A 17,168-nucleotide genomic window follows, 5' to 3' on the forward strand; every position below is an offset into this window, starting at 1 on the left:
TGGGTCGGGCTGGTGGCGGTCCCCCGGGCGCTGCTGGGGGGGGGGGGGGGGGGGGGGGGGGCGGGGCGGGGGGGGGGGGGGGGGGGGGGGGCCCCCCGCCCCCCCCCGTTCCGGGTCAGTCGAGCTTGTTCAAATCGGTCAGCGTTGCAGGGTCAGCAGGCCCGGCCGGTACGGCAGCAGGCCGTAGTCGACGCCGTCGGAGCTGGGGGAACGACCCTGGTAGAGCAGTTGCAGGTTGCAGGCGTCGACGGTCATCGTCTGGTCGGCGTTGGTGCGCAGCAGCTCACCGTGGCTGATGTCGTTGGTCCAGGTCGCACCGCTGTTGACCTTGCCCGCGAACGGGTTGCTCTGGGACGCGGCCTGCGGCGTCCACGAACCGTTCAGGCTGGTCGCCGTGAACGAACGGAAGTAGCGGCCCGTCGAGCCGATCGCCTCGACGATCATGAGGTACTTGTTCAGACCCTGCAGCTTGTAGACCTGAACGGCCTCGAACAGGTTGTTGGTGGTGTCGCTCATGATGGTCGTGTAGCTACTGCCGAAGTTGCCCGGGAAGTTCCCGATCGGCATGCTGGCCCGGTAGATCTTGCCGTTGTCGCCGGCGAAGAAGAGGTACATGTTCGTACCGTCACCGATGATCGTCTGATCGATCGGACCGGTACCGGAGCCGGTGATGCTTCCGGTGAACAGCGGCTGCGCCGCGGACCAACCGTTCGCGTTGGTGGGGTTGGTCGAGGTCCGGTAGGAGAACGCCGTGCCACCCCACTGGTAGGTGAGCACCCAGATGTTCTTCGGCGCGAAGTAGAACAGCGACGGCGCGACAGTCCCGGAGTTCATCGTGTTCTGGGTGGCCGAGGCCATCTGTGAGTAGTTCGAGAAGAGGCTGAAGTTCATCGAGCCCCAGCTGCTACCGAAGTCGTGCGTGGTGGCGTAGACCAGCTGCTGGCCGTTGTACGGGGCGACTGTGAAGTCCTTCAGCGACACCCAACCCGACTTCGGGTTCGCCAACACTCCGGTGGAGGACCACCGGTACGTCGAGGGCAGGTCACACGTGCCGCCCGGCGGCGGGGTGGTCGGCGGCGGCGTGGTGGGGTCGGTCCCACCGCCGACGCGGACGAACTGCCACTGCTGGTTCGCGCCGTTCCAGTCGTCGTACTGCACGATGTTTCCGCCGTCGGCGGTCGAGGCGCCCTGCACCTCCATCACCTTGTTGCTGTTCCGGTTGATCAACCGGACGTAGCCGCTGTCCGAGTCGGCCAGCCGGAACTGCTGGTTAGTGCCGTTGAGATCACTCCACTGCACGATGCTGCCACCGTTGGCGGTCGAGAAGCCCGAGACGTCCAGCACCTTGCCGGACAGCCGCGACTTCACCCGGTAGTAGCCACCACCGGAGTCGACGAACTGCCACTGCTGCTGGTTGCCGTTGTTGCGGGCCCACTGGGTGATCCGGGCACCGTCATTCGTGGCCAGGTTGTAGACGTCCAGGGCCTTGCCGCTGTTGCGGTTGACCAACACGTACCACGCGTTCGTGTCGACCGTCGCCGCGGCGGCGGGTGACGACACCACAGTTACGGCGGCACCACCGACCATCAACGCCGCAGCGCTGGCGGCGAGGATGCGGGGCAACCACCACCGTCGCCGCCGTGACGGCGTTGCGATCGATGGAGACCTATCGAGGGCAGACATGATCCTCCTCCAGTGACCAAGAGCCGAACGGCCTGCCCGAGGATGGGCGTACCGCGACGCGTGGCCGAGCGCGCAGACGTCAGATAGTTAGCGTTAACAAGACGCCGGCGAGCTGTGGCGCACGCCTGATTCGAGATCGACGAAGCAGGGCTTGCCCGGAAAGCCGAGGTCTCGTCGTCCTTAGGCATCGACTGTGAGCGATAACATGCCGTTCGTCAAGACGTAATGCGCTGGGAACATCTTCCGCTGCCGGGCTGCGGATCTTGGGGTGAAACGACTTGAACCGCATTCCCGCAGGCATCGACCCAGATCCCCCGCACGGACCATCGCCGGGCCCTTGAGGAGGCCCCACGAGCGCGTTAACATCGACGACTGCCCATCGCCCGCAGCTTGCTGGCGGTGCCGATGAACGCAGCCTGACGACCGGCGGGAGCGCTGGCGCGGCGACGGTCAGAAAGCGATCATCTGCGCATCAGAGCCGGCCGGCGGCTGGTCCGCAGGGGCCGGGGGGTACGTCCGAGTCAGACAGCGCCTCGATCGACAAGGCTGAACGTGGTGTTCAGCGGCGCGTCGCCGAGAAACTCGACGAAGATCTCCTTCTTGGTCGGGCTCCACTGCACCGGGCCGTACTCTTCGCTGATGATGGCGTAGGAGGGGCGCCCCTTGTCGTCCCTGCCCTCACGGCTCATCGCGAACAGAGTTGCCTTGGTCGGCCGGCAGTCGGCTCCCACCAGCGCCGAGTACCCTTCTGAATCGACCTTGACGCCGAGACAGGGTCGGTGGGCGATCTCCGGATTCACCGATTTGATCATGTAGTCGACACCGACTGGTTCAAGCACGAAGAGCGCGTCCTTGCCGGTTCCGTTGCCGACCTCGAGCTCGCCGTGAGACGGCAGCGACAGGTCACGGTCGATCTCCACCACGTGCAGCAGGATTCGCCGCTGACCAGCCAGCATGGCCTGGGTCGGGTCCGTGCTGGCCGACGCTGAGGCGGACGGCTTGCCCGACGCGGGCGTGGACGCCGTGGCCGCCGGACCGCTCGTCTCCGGGCCACCGCTCGGCGGCGAGCCGGCCAGGTCCGCTTTGGACTGCCCGTCGAACAGTTTCGGACCGAACAGGACAGCGGGCACCAGCACGGCGATCACCGCGGCGGTCGCGCCCAGAGCGATGAGCCAGCCACGCCCGCGTGAACCCCCGCGACCGCCAGTGGCCGGACCCGATGGCATCGACCCCGCGCCCTGATCATCACCACCGGGAGCGGGCGGCACACTCGACGGCGTCGCGCCCGGGAGCTCGGCCGGCCCGCCGGCGCCCACCGGAGACGCTGCCGTCAACAACCCGTCGAGCAACTCCCGGGCGGTGGGCCGGGCAGCCGGGTCCTTCTCCAACGCGCGGGAGACCAACTCCCGCAACGGCCCATCGAGCCCGGTCAGGTCCGGTGGTTGAGTGAGGATTCGCATGGCGGTGGCGGTAGGTGAGTCGCCCCCGAACGGGCTGCGCCCGGTCGCGGCGTAGGCGACCAGGGCACCCCAGGCGAAGATGTCCGCGGCCGGGCCCGCCGGACGGCCGGAAGTCGTGTCGAACCGCTCCGGAGCCATGTACGAGAGGGTCCCGACCATCTGGTTGGTCCGGGTGTGCTGGCTCGTCGCCTCGAACGCTCGGGCGATGCCGAAGTCGATGACCTTGATCCCACCCGGTGCGACCAGGACGTTCGCCGGCTTCAGGTCGCGATGGATCACCGCAGCGCCGTGGATGGCGGTGAGCGCGGTGGCCACCCCAACCGCGATGCTGTGCAGCCGCGCCGCCTCCAGCGGGCCCTGCGTTCGAACCACCTCGGCCAGGCTGGGGCCATCGACGTACTCCACCACCAGATACGGCGGGTCATGGTCCGGGTCGGCGTCCAGGACCTCGGCTGTGCAGAACGGTGGAACCTGGCGGGCGCGGTTCACCTCACTACGGAACCGACCCCGGAACTCCTCGTCGTGGGAGAGTTCGGCACGGACGACCTTGACCGCCACCAGCCGACCCTGCGGTGAACGGGCCAGGAAGACACTGCCCATGCCCCCGTCGCCGAGCCGGTCGAGCACCTCGTACCCACCGAGGCGTGCCGGGTCACCGAGACGCAACCCGTCGCTCACGCCAGATGCCCGCAGAGCGCGACCACCGCGCGAGCCGTTCCGCCCATCACCCGTACCCGTTCCCCTCAGGTCACTCCGATGCCGGCCGCAGCCTATCGTCCGCCCACCGAACCCGGTCGATGCCGTCCGGAGAGTGGGCAGCAGAGGGGACGACGGTGGTCGGACCGTCAGCGATCCGACCACCCGGCGCCGCCGCACAGGTTATCGGCGGCTCCACTGCTGGTTGGCCTGACCGGTGCAGGTCCAGAGGACGAGCTTCGTGCCGTTGCCGGTACCCACGTTGTACGGGTCCAGGCAGAGGCCGGACTGCACGCCGGTGATGGTGCCGTTGGCGTTGACGTTCCACTGCTGGTTCGTTCCGCCGTGGCAGTCGTAGATGGTGACCAGGGTGCCTGGCGAGGTGCCGTAGCCGGCTGCATCGAGGCACTTGTTGCCGTACACGGTCAGCGTCTTGCTGCTCGTGTAGGTCCACTGCTGGTTGGTGCGGCCGTGACAGTCCCACAACTGCACCTGGGTGCCGTTCGTGGTGGAGGAGCCGGGGACGTCGACGCAGCGACCGGACAAGGTACCCACGATCGCGGTGGTCTGCCCGGTGCCGCTGCCCGGGTTGCCGATGCTGCCGGGCACCGACTGCAACGCGCTGTACCAGCGGGCGGCCATCTTGTCGTAACCGCCGGCGGTGGGGTGGACGCCGTCGATCAGGTCAGCGGTGGTGAGTGCGCTGTGCATGTCGACCAGGCGTACCTTCTTGCCGGCGTTCACCTTGCTCTGCACGATGCCGGGGATCGCCGCGTTGAACGTGCGTGCGGCCGCCTCCTGGTTGCTGTTGGAGAGCGGGATGATCTGCGCGACGAACACCTCTGCGGTGGGAGCCGTTGTGGTGATCCGGTCGATCAGGGTGGAGAGCCGGTTCGGCGCGGTGCTCACGTTGTAGTTCTGCAGGATGTCGTTGGTGCCGATGTGCAGCAGAACGGTCTGCGGCCGCTGGGTGTTCAGCCAGCCGACGATGTTCGCGTCGATCTGGTCGATGCGCCAGCCGGGATGACCCTGGTGGTCGTGGTCACCCAGGCTGGCAGGCCCGTTGAACTGCGACCCGACGAAGTCCACAGTGTACCGACCGTTGACGAGCCGCTGCCAGAGCCCGATGCGGTACCCGCCCGGCACCTGGGTGCCTTCGGTGATGGAGTCGCCGAGGGGCATGACCCGCACCCCGCCGTTGGATTCCGCGTTGGCCGGTCCGGTCGAGGTCAGCACCCCGGCGAGGACAACACCGAGTGCGGCAGTCGCCGCGAGCCATCTTGCCCTCGTTCGCATAGATTTCTCCCCTGCAGTGGTAGTGCTGACCGAGGAATCAGGCCATCGCGACCGACGCGACATCGGCATGACGATGCCGTCGCAGCACTGAGACGGTCTGTTAACGCTAACAACGATTCATGTAAATTCTTGTCGCTGACCTCGCCCACGTCAAGCGTGCCAGCAACCCGGGTCGCGGCGCCGAACCAGCGCGATGCCCGCCTCGCTGGGCCGAGCGAGTGATCCACTCCGTTTTCGCGAAGTCGGCGTGTCCCGACGCCAGGGATGCTCCGGCTTCATGAAGGACGAGTTGGAGGCGGTGATGCACGCCGAGCGGGCCGCCTTCGACACCAGTGGGGCAGGTGGGATCGGGTGAGGCCAGCGGAACGATTGTGGCGCTTAGGTCGAATGTAGGTCTTTTTCGCATAAGCCCGGTTGATGTGAGCTTCGCTCGACTACTTTCGCCTTGGTGGCGATAGCCGATTTGTCGCCTTCTGCACCGACTGCGACGTGCGGAAACATGGTGTACCGAGAAGGGCTGGGTAGCTCGATGTCCAACTATCTACACCCGAAGATGAGCGAAGTGGCGGCCGACCAGGCCCCGCTGCCGAAGAGGCGCCGGGCGCGTTGGCTCGTCGCCGGGGCGGCCGGGTTGACCGGAGTGCTCGGTCTGGCCGCCTTCACCTCGGCGGGAGTGAGCGGGGCAGCCGGGAAGAACGACGGCAGCCCGTCGAACGCCGGAGCGCAGGTCCTCGCCGACGGCAGCCGGGGCAGCGGCGACGACCACGGAGGCCAGGACCCGGGTGGCCGCGACGGCAGGGACCACAAGAAAGAGGACGACCATCGCGACGACTTCCGGTCCGTACCCTGCAACGCCGACGAGCTGATCGCGGCGATCGTCCGCGCGAACGCCGACTCCGGGGCGAAGCTCCGCCTCGCCGAGAAGTGCACCTACACGCTCAACAGGTCCGCACCCCAGCCGCCGGTGCCCTTCGGCGCGGTCGGCCTGCCGATCATCACCCAGCACGTCGTGATCGACGGAAACGGATCCACAATCGTCCGCGCGGCCAATGCCACCCCGTTCCGGATCCTCGAAGTCGGAACCGGCGGCGACCTGACGCTGCGCGACGCCACCATCAAGGGCGGCCTGGCCGAGGGTGGGATCGGCCAGGGCGGCGGTGGCATCCGGATCGACATCGGCGGCAGGGCCGTCATCGAGAACACCGAGGTGGTCTACAACCACACCAACGGCCCGGGTGGCGGCATCGCCAACTACGGCGTCACGAAGATCCTCGGCGGGAACGACCACGGCAACGGCAAGGACTGGGACAGCAAGGACAAGGACGGGAAGAAGGACCGAGGCAGCACCATCAGCAACAACAGCGCCGTGTTCGACGGCGGAGGCATCTACAACAACGGCAACCTCACAGTGCAGAACACCCGACTGAGCTACAACAACACGATCGGCACCTTCAACATCGTGCCGATCGGCGGCGCTGGCGGCGGGTTGTCGAACAGCCAGGTCGCGGTGCTCGACAACGTCCACCTGGACAACAACACCGCGGGCTTCCGCGGCGGTGGCATCCGCGGCGGCATCAACTCCACCACCGAGGCCAGGAACGTCGAGATCAACGACAACCGAGCCGGCAGTGAGGGCGGCGGAATCTTCACCGACGGCGACTTCCGCCTCAAGCACGGCAACGTCCACCACAACGAGGCCGGCCAACGCGGCGGCGGCGTGTTCAACCAGATCAACCAGTTCGTGGCCGAAGAGAGCCGGATCAGCGAGAACGTCGCCAGCACGAACAGCACCATCGAACACGGCGGTGGCGTCTACAACGGCAGCGGCACCGTCGTACTGCGCCGCACGCACGTCGACCGGAACAGGGCCATCGGCTCCAGCTCGCAGGGCGGCGGCATCTACAACAACGCCACGCTCACCCTCACCGAAAGCAAGGTCACCGACAACATCTCCACCCTGGCACCCGGCGGGATCTTCAACGACGGCGGCCAGGTCACTGTGGACCAGAAGACGGCCATCACCGGCAACCGGCCCACCAACTGCACACCCAGCTCACCGCCGGTGCCCAACTGCTTCGGCTGATCACCCGCTCGCCCCGGCACCCGGGTAACAGGAGACAGGCATCCGGTCCCGCACTGGTTCGGTCACGCAGACCGGACCCGTTGCGGGACCGGATGCCTTCCAGCGGACGAACGCGCGACGACGCGCTGCTACTCCACCGCCAGCCGCAGTCCCAGCGCGATCAGGATGCCGCCGGTACCGGTGTCGACCCAACGGCGCACGGTACGACGGCGTCTCAGCCAACCTCCGACCCGACCGGCGAAGACGCCCACCCCACCGTCGATCAGGAACTCCAGGCAGATCAGGATGGCGCCGAGCACAGCGAACTGGATCCACACCGACCCCAGCGACGGATCGACGAACTGGGGAAGAAACGCGACCGAGAAGATGATCATCTTCGGGTTGGACAGATTCGTGAGGAAGCCCGTGAGGTAGGCACGGCGAGCCGAGATGGGCACGCCGTCACCGGTGGACACCACCAGGTCACCGGACTGCCGGATCATCTGGATGCCCAGGTAGGCCAGGTAGACGGCACCAGCGAGGCGCAACGCGGTGAACGCCTCGGGCACCGCCGTGAACAGCGCGCTGAGCCCGGCGGCCGCGGCGATGACGTGGATGGCCTCGCCGGTCGCGATGCCGGCCGTGGCGAGCAGCCCGGTACGCGGGCCACCACGCATCCCGGAACCGAGTACGAACAGCATGTCCGGGCCCGGCGCCAGCGTAGCGACGACAGTGGCGAGCGTGAACGCGGCGAGCAGCCGCGGATCCAGTGGCACCCAGTCAGGTTGGCATGCCGCCCACACTCGGGACAATGGATGCCCGAACCGACAGATCCGCGCCACCGTCCGGGCCGGCGACCGGTCCCCCGCCGTTCGGCAGCTGATGCGACGCGCCACCCGGGCCCTGTCCCGGAAGTTGAACTGACCGCAGGACACGGCCGAGCAGGCCCCGGTCGATCTTGCCGTTGGCGGTGAGCGGCAGGGCCGCGAACCGCGTGAGCCGGCGGGGCACCATGAACGGAGCAAGCGTGGCCCGCAGCATGGCCAGCAGCCGCTCCTCGTCGACCACCGGCCCCTCGTAGGCGAGGTGCAGCTCCACACCGCCCGTCGGCACGGCGAGGGCCAGGGCGACAGCCTGCGCCACCTCCGGGTGTTGCCGGGCGACCGCCTCGATCTCGCCGAGCTCGACGCGGTATCCGGACACCTTCACCTGGTGGTCCAGCCGGCCGAGGTGGATCAACCGGCCGTTCTCGTGGCGGACCCGGTCTCCGGTCCGGTACCAGTCCGATCCGGACGGCGTGCCATGGCGGAGCCGGTAACTGCCGGAGGCTTCGGTGACGAACCGCTCGCTGTCGTCCGCCGGGTCGAGATAACCCGGGAACCGCTGCGGGCCCCGGACGCACAGCTCTCCCTCGGCTGCGGGGCGCAGGTCCTCGTCGAGCAGCAGCCAGTCGACCGCCGGGTAGGGCTCCCCGATGGGCACGGTGCCGTTGGTGGTGGCCGGCCATTCGGCGGGCGATGCCGGCAGGCGGTAGCCGGTGCAGGTGACCGTGAGTTCGGTGGGTCCGTACATGTTCTCGATGACGCTGTTCGGCGCGGCAGCCCGCCAGGCGGCCGCAGCGTCGACGGACAGCGGCTCGCCGCAGAACATGCTCCATCGCAACGTCGGCATCCGGTCCGGGCCCAACTGCCGTAGCCGCCGCGCGATGGCGATCACCGACGGCACCGAACTCCAATGGGTGATCTCGCGTTGCCGGACGAACCGGACCGCCGCCATCAGGTCGGCCGGTTGCGGCACCACCACCGTCGCGCCGGCGCCCCAGGTGGCGAACAGGTCGAAGATCGACGGGTCGAAGGTGAGGTCGAACATCTGGGACACCCGGGCGTCGCTGGTCAGCTCCGCGCGTCCGGCCACGGCCCGCAGGAAGGCGAGCACGTTGGCATGGGTCACCGGCACGCCTTTCGGCGTCCCGGTCGATCCGGAGGTGAACATGATGTACGCCGGACGGGCCGCGTCCGCCCAATGTGCGGCCACCCCGTTGGCAGGTGGGAGCGCGGCGAGAGCACTGTCGTCGACAGGTAGCACCGGCACCGCACCGGCGCTGCCACCGGCGTCGGCGAGGACCAGGTCCAGCTCGGCCGCCGTGGCGACGGCCGCGGTCCGCGCGGGCGGATACGCCGGATTGAGCGGCACGACCGTGGCGCCCAGCCGGTACGCGGCGAGATATCCGGCGTACGCACCGGCGCTGCGAGCCGCGAGCAGCCCCAGCCGGTTCGGGGGCTGTCCGAGCCGGCGCACCACCGCGGCGGCGACCCGGCCGGCGAGATCGTCGAGTTCCCCGTACCGGAGCCGGTTGACGCCCAGGTCCAGCGCGATCCGATCCCGATGCTGGGCGGCGGACTCGGCGAACCAGTCGTACAGCGTGTTCACGCGGTCGCCCCCTCGGTGATGATCCGGTCGAACGCGGCACGGACCACACCCGGCCGGGGCCGCCCACGGTCGGCCGACTCCACGGCGAACCGCAGAGCCCGTGGGAGTTCCTCCCACGCGGAGACAGCGGCAGCGGCGGCCGTCGGGTCGGTCAGCCCGGCGGCCGACCGGACCCGGTGGCGGAAGAGCTGGTGCCGGCTGGCCGCCCACAGGTCGTCGGCCAGAGCGGCGAGCCTTGCCCGGTCCTCGACCACCGCGGCGAGATGCGTCACCGCGTCCGAGCCGGTGAGCCATCCCGGCTCCACGGGAGTACGCACCGCAGCGGTACGAGCCAGCCAGCGATACTGCGATGGCGGTGGCACCTCGACGGGCTCGCCGAGGGCGTGCCGATCGCGGTTGGCTACCTCACCGGACGCCGTGGTGACCGGCGTGAGCAGCACCTTCAGCTCGTCCTCGGTGACCTGCCCGTGGTACGGCCGATGATCGCCGTGCGGGGTCGTCGCGGCGAAGTGGTCCTCCACCTGCCAACCGCCTCCGGGCCGGCCGGTCAGCAGCACCCAGTGCGGCGTCGCGCGGCGCTGGTACTCGGGAGACCACTGCAGCTGTTCGGTGTTTGCGACCGCCAGGACCTTGCCGTGGGTCTCCAGCTCAGCGGCGATCCCGGCCGTGGCCTCCGCCCACCGGCCCGTCCCGACATATCCCAGGCTGCCACCGTCGATACGGGTGTGGTGCGACAGTGCCGTCGTCGCGGGGAGGACCGCGAGACGAACCGCGTCGGCCAGTTCGGACCGCAGGTGCGGCCGCCCGGGGGCCAGGTAGGCGGCCAGGTTGCTGGTGTAGCAGCTCAGATCCGCCCAGTTCGTCATCGTTCCCCCTTCCCGGACCACCGTCACCATGCGAGACCGTGCAGGAGGTCGTCGGCCCGGTCGGCGAGCAGCTCACGGGCCACCTCGCCGACACCGCCACCGATGCCGAACACCGCCGCCTCCGTGCGCAGGCGCTGGACGCCGTCGTCGACGAACCCGTCCGCGCCGTGCAGGCGGGCGCATTCACCGAGCACGTGGTCGACGGTGTCGGCGGTGGCGATCTTCACCCGGGCCGCGGCTGCGGGATCGTGCCGCGTGGCGACCAGCGGGCCGGCGGTCACGCACACCGCGCGGAGTTCGTGAACGCGGGCCAGGCATCCGGCCACGTGCCGCCGTACGCCCGGGTCGTGCCAGAGAGAGGTGCCGCCGTCGTCGAGCCGGCGCAGGCGTTCCACGGTGTCGGTCAGCACACGCCGGCACAGGGCGACCGCCCACAGACCACCGGCCAGCCGTTCGGTGGCGATGTGCCGGGCGAACAGTGCCATCCCCCGGCCACGGCCGCCGACTACGGCGGTGGCGGGGAGCTGTACGCCGGTGAACGTCACGTCGCCGAGCCCGGCCCCGTCGAACAACTCGGTGCGGGCCGGGGTCACCGTTACACCGGGAGCGCCGGCCGGGACCAGCACGAAGCTGAAGCTGGTGAAGTGCCTGCCCTCCTCGTGCCGGGCCAGCACGAGAAACGCGTCGGCGGTACGCGCGTTGGTAATCCACCGTTTCGCGCCGGTCAGGGTGAGCCGGTCGCCGTCGATCCGGTAGCCGCTGCCGAGCGAGCTCAGCTGCGAACCACGGCCGCTGTCGGTGGCGGCAAGCGCCAGCACCGCCCGCCCGGCGGTCACCTCGGCGGTCAGCGGATGATCCGGCAGGGCTGTACGCAGGAGCGGAAGTGCCGCCGCGACCTGCACACAGACGCCCAGTGTGACCCCGATCGGCTGGGACGCGTCCACCGCGGCCAGCAGCCGGCCGAGCCGTTCCGGACTGACGCGTCCGTCCGGCTCGTAGAGGGACGCGATGACGCCGGACGCCCCCAGAGCGGGCCACACCGGACGGTCACCGGTGAGGGCCCGGGCCAGCGCGTCGCCGGACCCTGTCGTTCGCTCACCCACCAACATGGGTGACTTTCCGGTCGAGCAGCACGTGCCGTCCGTCGGCGAGGTCGAGCCGGTCGTTGTGGTAGTTGAGCGACGCCGACCGCAGATCCCGCAGGACCCGTTCCAGGTAGGTGTCCGAGTCCTTGAAGTAGCCGTGCCGCAACCCGACCGCGTCGACGAGTTCCTCGACGGCCTGCCGGCACGACTCCGCAGCGGTCACCTTCAGGCCGTTGAGCAGCATCTGCACCGGCGCGGTCGACAGGTCACCGCCGTCCTCGACGATGCGCTGGGTGTGCCGCAGCAGCGCGTGGACGGCGTCGATCCGATGGCGGGCCCGACCCAGACGGGTCAGGAGCAACTCGGACTGATGGTCGAATCGGCGCCGGCCGTCGGGGCTGCGCAGCAGGGTCGCCACCCGGGACAGCGCCCCGGCGGCGGCACCCAGCCAGCAGGCGGCCCAGCCGAGGTGGGCCAGCGGCGAGAAGAGGGCCAGCGAGATCTCCCGGAACCCGTGCTCCGCGCCGACCAACTGGTGGCGGGGGACCGTACCGGTGAGCCGTAGCGCCACACTGTGGCTGGCCCGCATGCCCATCGGTTGCCACTGGCCCGACTCGGTGATCTCCAACTGCTCGCGCTCGGCATAGACGAGGCAGACCTGTCCGGGTACGTCGGCGCCGGGGCTGCCCATGGTGATGAGGAAGCCGTCGGCGTGGGCACCGCCGGTGACGATCGGCGCGAACCGCTCGATCAGCAGCCCTTCCCCGGTGTCCCGCAGCGGCGCGCTCGCGGACAACAGGTGACCACCGGTGCCCGCGGCGGTGGTCACCGACGCCAGATAGCGTTCGCCAGCGGCGATGCGCGGCAGAAGAGTCGCCCGCAGCTCATCGCCGCCGTACCTGGCGACGGTGGCGACCTGCTGGCAGTGCATCGCGAAGATCAGAGCCACCGACAGATCGGCGCGGGCCAGCGACTCGGCGCAGTCGATCAGTTCCGCCGGGCCGCCGCCCAGCCCGCCGTACGCGGCCGGCACGACCAGCGCCAGCAGCCCGGATGCGCGCAGTTCGGCCAGCGCCTCGGTGGGGAAGACCGCCTCATCGTCGGTACGCCGGGCGTGTTCCCGGGCCACCGCCGCGACCCGTTCCACCCGCCCGGCCAGGTCGACGACCGTAGCCGCCACCGCCGTCATCAGGCGTCACCGCGAGCGTTGCGCACGGCCGCCCAGAGGCTTCCGGCAGTGGCGAACGTGCTCTCGGTCAACGCCTCGTCGGGAAGGCTGACACCACAGTCGTCCTCGATGGCGAAGAGCAGCTCGATCGACTGCATCGAGTCCAGGCCCAGATCGTGCAGTGAGGCGTCGGCGGTGATCTGGTCGGGGGTGGCGTACTTGAGGAAACGCGACAGCAGCGCGACGAACTCCGGATTCACAGCGGCTCTCCCAGGGAGATCGGGGTACGGACCAGGTCCATCCGGGACACGTGCCAGGTGGCCGGTTCCGGGGCGGTGGAGTCGAGAACCACCTCGGCCGGCAGCGGGTGGCCCAGGAAGGCGAGCAGGCTCGCGTCCAGGCCATAGGCGCCGACGTTGGGTACAGCCAGCAGGTCGCCGGGTTCGAGCCGGGGCAGTTCGACGCCCCGCGCCCATACGTCCAGCGGAGTGCACAGCGGGCCGCACACGGTGGTCGGCACCGTGACCGCTGTGGGTGCCGCAGCGTCGACCGGGATCAGGCTCGGCACCAGCGGTGGGAGGCGGCGCAGCCCCGACAGGCCGCCGAGGTGGTTGATGCCTGACTCGAGGACGACCAGGTAGCTGCCGTGCGACGATTTCGCGTCGAGTACCCGGGTGAGCAGGGTGCCGGCGGTACCGACGAGGTAGCGGCCCGATTCAAAGGCGATCCGGGGTCGGCCGTCCCGCCAGTCCGGTACCTCCGCGTCCATCAGGGCGGTGAGCGGCTCACGCAGCCCGGACAGGTCGAGGCGACCGCCGGCCCGGGCGAACGGCGCACCGAACCCGCCGCCGAGGTCGAGCACGTCCAGGCGTACCCCTTGGGCGCGCAGCACCTCGCGCAGGTCGGCGGCGGTGCGCAGGCTGCTGGTGAACTGGGCGAGCAGATCGTCGACGGTGGTCAGGTTGGTGCCCATGTAGAGGTGCAGCCCGGTCACTGTCACGTGCGGCCGGTGCCCGAACCGCTCCGGGGCGGTCGCCACCCAGCGGGCGTCGGCACCGAACGGCGACGACACCCCGGTCATGGTCAGGCCGGGCCGGGACGCGGGCGCGTCGGCGTTGATCCGCAGCAGGCACCACACCGGCACGCCAGCCGCTTCCGCACACCGGTTCAGCTGGTCCAGGGCGTTCGGCGAGTCCACCGAGAAGTGCCGCACGCCCCCGGCGAGCGCGGTGCGCAGATCGACGTCACGTTTGCCGGGACCGGCGTACAGGATGGTGCCGGGATCCCAGCCGGCCGCCAGAGCGGCGCTGAGTTCGCCCGGCGAGCTGACCTCGGCACGACTGCCGGCATCGCGCAGCGCGCGCAGCAGTTCCGGGTGCCGGTTGGCCTTCACCGAGTAGTACGTGTCGGTCCCCTCGGGCAGGGCGATGCGCAGGGCGGCGAGGTTGTCCCGCGCGGCTGCCAGGTCGTACACGTAAGCCGGGGTTCCGGCAGTGGCCGCGACGTGGCGGGCCAGCTCGTGGTCAAGCACTGTCGGCCACCAGGGTGGTCAGGGCCTTGCGGTCGATCTTGCCGTTGTGGGTCAGCGGCAGACCGTCGACCACCACGCACCGTTGCGGGATCTTGAAAACCTCGAGATGGTCACGCAGCTGGTCCAGCACCGTCTCCGCCGCCAGCTCCGTGACGGCGACCAGCACCGACCGCACGCCGTCGCGCGGTGGCAGGACCGCGACGGACGTGACCCGCGGTATCCGGCGAGCCGCGGCCTCCACCTCGGTGGCGCTCACCCGGTATCCGCGTTCCTTGTAGATGTCGTCGGTACGACCGTCGACGTAGACCCATCCCCCGGTCTCCACCCGGCCCTGGTCGCCGGTGCGCAGCTGGGTGGTGAGGCCCTCCTCCACCCGGAACCGGTCGGCGGTCAGCTCCGGACGCCGCCAATAGCCGGACATCACATGCGGGCCGCGGACCACCAGCTCGCCGACGGCACCGTCGGGCAGACGACGTCCCTTACTGTCGACGGCGAACACTTCCGTCCCGGCCAGCGGCCGGCCGCTCGACCCGGGCCGCTCCCGATCACCGTCCGGGGGCATGATGGCGACCCGCTTGCATTCGGTCAGGCCGTACATCACCTGGGTCCGCAGGGTCGGCATCCGGGCCCGCAGCGTCTGCAGCAGGTCCGCGGGCATCGCCGCGCCGGTGGTGGTGAGCAGCCGCAGTTCCGGCGGCTCACCACCACGGCCCAGCAGCCGGGCCAGCATCTCGGCCGTCGACGGGACTGCCGCGAGCACAGTCGCGCCGGTCGCGGTGAGCGCCGCCGTCAGGCCGGGCCCGGTGACGGTCAGACCGGCCAGGTGTATCCGAGCGCCGCTGAGCGCACCGAGGAAGAGCTGGTACAGCCCGTAGTCGAAGGAGACCGGTGACGGGCAGAACACCACGTCGTCGCGGCGATAGCCGACGGCGTCCTGGATGGCCGCGACAGCGAACAGCATCTGCTGGTGGGTGGAGACCACCGCGTTGGGTCGAGCCGTGGAACCGGAGGTGTAGACAAGACACACCGGGTCCACTGTCAGCGGTTCACCACCCGGCGGCAGCCCGTCCAGCGGTGCCCGCGCCACCAGTCCGCTGAGGTCGCCCGCCGCGGACCCGGCCTCGGCCGCCAGGACTCTGACCTCCGCGTCATCGCTGAGGACCAGGGCCGGCTCACAGTCATCGAGCACATGTCGCAGCGGATCACCCCGGAGCTGTTCGTGCAGGACGACGAAGATGACACCGACGCGGGCCGCGGCGTACAGGACGGCGGGCAGGACCACCGACGGCGGTGACACCATCACCAGCCGGTCACCGCGGCGCAGCCCCGCCCCGAGCAGCCCGGCCGCGATCCGGCGACCCGATGTCACCACCTCGGCGAAGGTGGTTCGGTCCGGGCCCGCGGTGACTGCCACGTCGTCGGGGGCACGCCGGGCCGCCGTGTCGAAGAGCTCGTGCAGAAGGGTCATTAGGCGCCGGTCCCGGCGCGGGCGACGATCCGGCACAGGCCGTCGAGGTCCTGCAGGTTCTCCGGCACGAGATCGTCGGCGGACAACTCCACACCGACCACCCGTTCCACCAGCTCGACGATCTCGACGATCCGCAACGAGCCGTACTCGGGGGAGGTGTCGAACCGGGCGCCACCCAGCACCACTGGCACGGGCAGGCGGAGGACGGACGCGGCAGCCTCGGCGACGTGCTGCCGCCACTGCTGCCCGCCGGCCGCCGGTACGGCGAAGAGCGCCTGGTCCCGGTGCAGCAGCTCACCGAGTCGCCGCAGCGGGGCCTCCGACGCCGGCCGGCCGCGCTGCGCCATCCGCCACGCGACGTAGGTCTGCTGAACCAGCCCCTGCCAGGCCCCGAGATGTTCCTGGAGTTCCATTCCGCGGCTGGTGGCGTGCAGCAGCCGGGACCGTGCGAGCAGCCAGGTCTGCAGGGTCAGGCGGGCGAGCGCGGCAGCCGGGTCCGGGGCGTCGGCGTACGCGGCCAGGTATTCGGTCGGGTCGTCGAGCTCGACCGTCGGCCGCGGGTCGGGCAGCGCCGCCGTGCCGAAGCTGATCACGTCGGCGGTGTCGCCGAGTGCCGTGACCAGGTCCTTCACGTTCAGGTCCCAGTGTCCCGGTACTGCCGGCCCCCATCGGGTGTCGTTGCGGTAGGCGTCCCAGACACGTACGCCGTCATCGTGGGAGTGCACGAGGAAGCTGTGCCGCATGTGCTCCTGCCCGGCGTAGGGAAGCCACGGCAGGTGGTAGGCGTCGGCGACGACGTAGAGCGGCTCGCGCCCGGCGATCAACTCGGGCACCCGGTCCGCCGGGCAGGCGTCCCAGCGCTCGGCGACTGCGAGGCCGAGGAGCCCGGCCGAGTGATCCACCTGGTCGGCAGGAACGGGTTCGACTGTCCACCAACCGTCGTCGAGCCGGGGCCGGAAGGCGAGCCGCGCGCCGAGCCGCAGATGGGTGCCGGGTCCATGCCGCACGTCGGCCAGCAGCGCGAGGTTGACCTGCACGCAGTCGAACAGGTCGGCGGGCAGCGCATCGAGGGCCGCGCCGAACTCGGCGGCGGAGCCGCTCATCGGGCGGCCCGCTGCACGAGGTCGACCAGGTCGCCCACGGTGCGCGGTAGGGGGGCGGAGAACAGATCGTCGGGCAGCGTGACACCGAGCTCTTCTTCGATCTTGAGCATTACGGCGAGCAGGCCCAGCGAGGTCACGTCCAGCAGCGGCCCGGTGAGCGGCTCTGTCTCGGTGATCCGACCGGCGCTGATCGTCAGCTGGGACTGTGCGATGACGACCCGCTTGACGGTGGCCGCAACTGCGGCGCGGTCGGCGGTTCCGGTGGGCACTCTGTCGCTCCTTCCCGAGTGGACGGCGGTGCCGGATCAGGCCAGCGGGCA

General features: G+C 70.0%; 14 protein-coding genes. 1 reads left to right on the top strand and 13 read right to left on the bottom strand.

What is annotated here, in order from left to right:
- Positions 1–138: 138 nt before the first annotated feature.
- From AB0B98_RS03350 to AB0B98_RS03360, 3 genes are all read right to left on the bottom strand, one after another.
- The gene (locus tag AB0B98_RS03350) at positions 139–1,683 is read right to left on the bottom strand and encodes a non-reducing end alpha-L-arabinofuranosidase family hydrolase (RefSeq protein ID WP_238668946.1); all 1,545 of its coding nucleotides are present in this window, start codon (positions 1,681–1,683) and stop codon (positions 139–141) included.
- Positions 1,684–2,204: 521 nt separating this feature from the next.
- Positions 2,205–3,821 (bottom strand): protein kinase, encoded by a 1,617-nt coding sequence (locus AB0B98_RS03355; protein ID WP_357360598.1) that lies wholly within the window; start codon positions 3,819–3,821, stop codon positions 2,205–2,207.
- 201 nt (positions 3,822–4,022) lie between these two features.
- Positions 4,023–5,135, bottom strand: coding sequence for a ricin-type beta-trefoil lectin domain protein (locus tag AB0B98_RS03360; protein WP_238668944.1), 1,113 nt, complete (start codon positions 5,133–5,135; stop codon positions 4,023–4,025).
- A 499-nt stretch (positions 5,136–5,634) separates the two neighbouring features.
- On the opposite strand from AB0B98_RS03360, the gene AB0B98_RS03365 reads away from it, so the two are divergent.
- Positions 5,635–7,218, top strand: a complete 1,584-nt coding sequence (locus tag AB0B98_RS03365; protein ID WP_357360600.1) for a hypothetical protein — start codon at positions 5,635–5,637, stop codon at positions 7,216–7,218.
- A 128-nt stretch (positions 7,219–7,346) separates the two neighbouring features.
- Here the strand turns inward: AB0B98_RS03365 and AB0B98_RS03370 are convergent, their stop codons facing one another.
- From AB0B98_RS03370 to AB0B98_RS03415, 10 genes are read right to left on the bottom strand one after another with little or no spacing between them, the layout of a single operon-like run.
- On the bottom strand, positions 7,347–7,973 hold the full coding sequence (locus AB0B98_RS03370) for a LysE family translocator (protein ID WP_357360602.1): 627 nt from the start codon (positions 7,971–7,973) through the stop codon (positions 7,347–7,349).
- A gap of 4 nt (positions 7,974–7,977) precedes the next feature.
- On the bottom strand, positions 7,978–9,627 hold the full coding sequence (locus AB0B98_RS03375) for an amino acid adenylation domain-containing protein (RefSeq protein ID WP_357360604.1): 1,650 nt from the start codon (positions 9,625–9,627) through the stop codon (positions 7,978–7,980).
- Positions 9,624–10,493, bottom strand: a complete 870-nt coding sequence (locus AB0B98_RS03380) for a hypothetical protein (RefSeq protein ID WP_357360606.1) — start codon at positions 10,491–10,493, stop codon at positions 9,624–9,626. Before AB0B98_RS03380 ends, AB0B98_RS03375 begins: the two co-directional genes overlap by 4 nt.
- A gap of 23 nt (positions 10,494–10,516) precedes the next feature.
- Positions 10,517–11,596 carry an acyl-CoA dehydrogenase gene (locus AB0B98_RS03385; protein WP_357360608.1) on the bottom strand — a complete coding sequence of 360 codons (1,080 nt, stop codon included), beginning with the start codon at positions 11,594–11,596 and terminating at the stop codon, positions 10,517–10,519.
- Positions 11,589–12,767: an acyl-CoA dehydrogenase family protein gene (locus AB0B98_RS03390; RefSeq protein ID WP_357360610.1), complete on the bottom strand. Its 1,179-nt coding sequence runs from the start codon at positions 12,765–12,767 to the stop codon at positions 11,589–11,591. The genes AB0B98_RS03385 and AB0B98_RS03390 overlap by 8 nt, the downstream gene beginning before the upstream one ends.
- Positions 12,767–13,006 (bottom strand): phosphopantetheine-binding protein, encoded by a 240-nt coding sequence (locus tag AB0B98_RS03395; protein WP_238668937.1) that lies wholly within the window; start codon positions 13,004–13,006, stop codon positions 12,767–12,769. Before AB0B98_RS03395 ends, AB0B98_RS03390 begins: the two co-directional genes overlap by 1 nt.
- Positions 13,003–14,277, bottom strand: coding sequence for an alanine racemase (locus AB0B98_RS03400; RefSeq protein WP_357360612.1), 1,275 nt, complete (start codon positions 14,275–14,277; stop codon positions 13,003–13,005). Before AB0B98_RS03400 ends, AB0B98_RS03395 begins: the two co-directional genes overlap by 4 nt.
- Positions 14,270–15,745, bottom strand: coding sequence for an AMP-binding protein (locus tag AB0B98_RS03405; protein ID WP_357360614.1), 1,476 nt, complete (start codon positions 15,743–15,745; stop codon positions 14,270–14,272). The genes AB0B98_RS03400 and AB0B98_RS03405 overlap by 8 nt, the downstream gene beginning before the upstream one ends.
- Positions 15,745–16,848, bottom strand: coding sequence for a hypothetical protein (locus AB0B98_RS03410; protein ID WP_357360616.1), 1,104 nt, complete (start codon positions 16,846–16,848; stop codon positions 15,745–15,747). Before AB0B98_RS03410 ends, AB0B98_RS03405 begins: the two co-directional genes overlap by 1 nt.
- Positions 16,845–17,117, bottom strand: coding sequence for an acyl carrier protein (locus AB0B98_RS03415; RefSeq protein WP_238668933.1), 273 nt, complete (start codon positions 17,115–17,117; stop codon positions 16,845–16,847). The genes AB0B98_RS03410 and AB0B98_RS03415 overlap by 4 nt, the downstream gene beginning before the upstream one ends.
- Positions 17,118–17,168: the final 51 nt, after the last annotated feature.

It is taken from the genome of Micromonospora sp. NPDC048947, from assembly GCF_040649495.1.
In the GTDB taxonomy this organism is placed as follows: domain Bacteria; phylum Actinomycetota; class Actinomycetes; order Mycobacteriales; family Micromonosporaceae; genus Micromonospora; species Micromonospora alfalfae.

Coding starts and splice junctions, on each gene's coding strand:
- AB0B98_RS03350 (WP_238668946.1), bottom strand. CDS start 1,683: ATGTCTGCCCTCGATAGGTCTCCATCGATCGCAACGCCGTCACGGCGG.
- AB0B98_RS03360 (WP_238668944.1), bottom strand. CDS start 5,135: ATGCGAACGAGGGCAAGATGGCTCGCGGCGACTGCCGCACTCGGTGTT.
- AB0B98_RS03365 (WP_357360600.1), top strand. CDS start 5,635: ATGGTGTACCGAGAAGGGCTGGGTAGCTCGATGTCCAACTATCTACAC.
- AB0B98_RS03380 (WP_357360606.1), bottom strand. CDS start 10,493: ATGACGAACTGGGCGGATCTGAGCTGCTACACCAGCAACCTGGCCGCC.
- AB0B98_RS03390 (WP_357360610.1), bottom strand. CDS start 12,767: ATGACGGCGGTGGCGGCTACGGTCGTCGACCTGGCCGGGCGGGTGGAA.
- AB0B98_RS03405 (WP_357360614.1), bottom strand. CDS start 15,745: ATGACCCTTCTGCACGAGCTCTTCGACACGGCGGCCCGGCGTGCCCCC.
- AB0B98_RS03410 (WP_357360616.1), bottom strand. CDS start 16,848: ATGAGCGGCTCCGCCGCCGAGTTCGGCGCGGCCCTCGATGCGCTGCCC.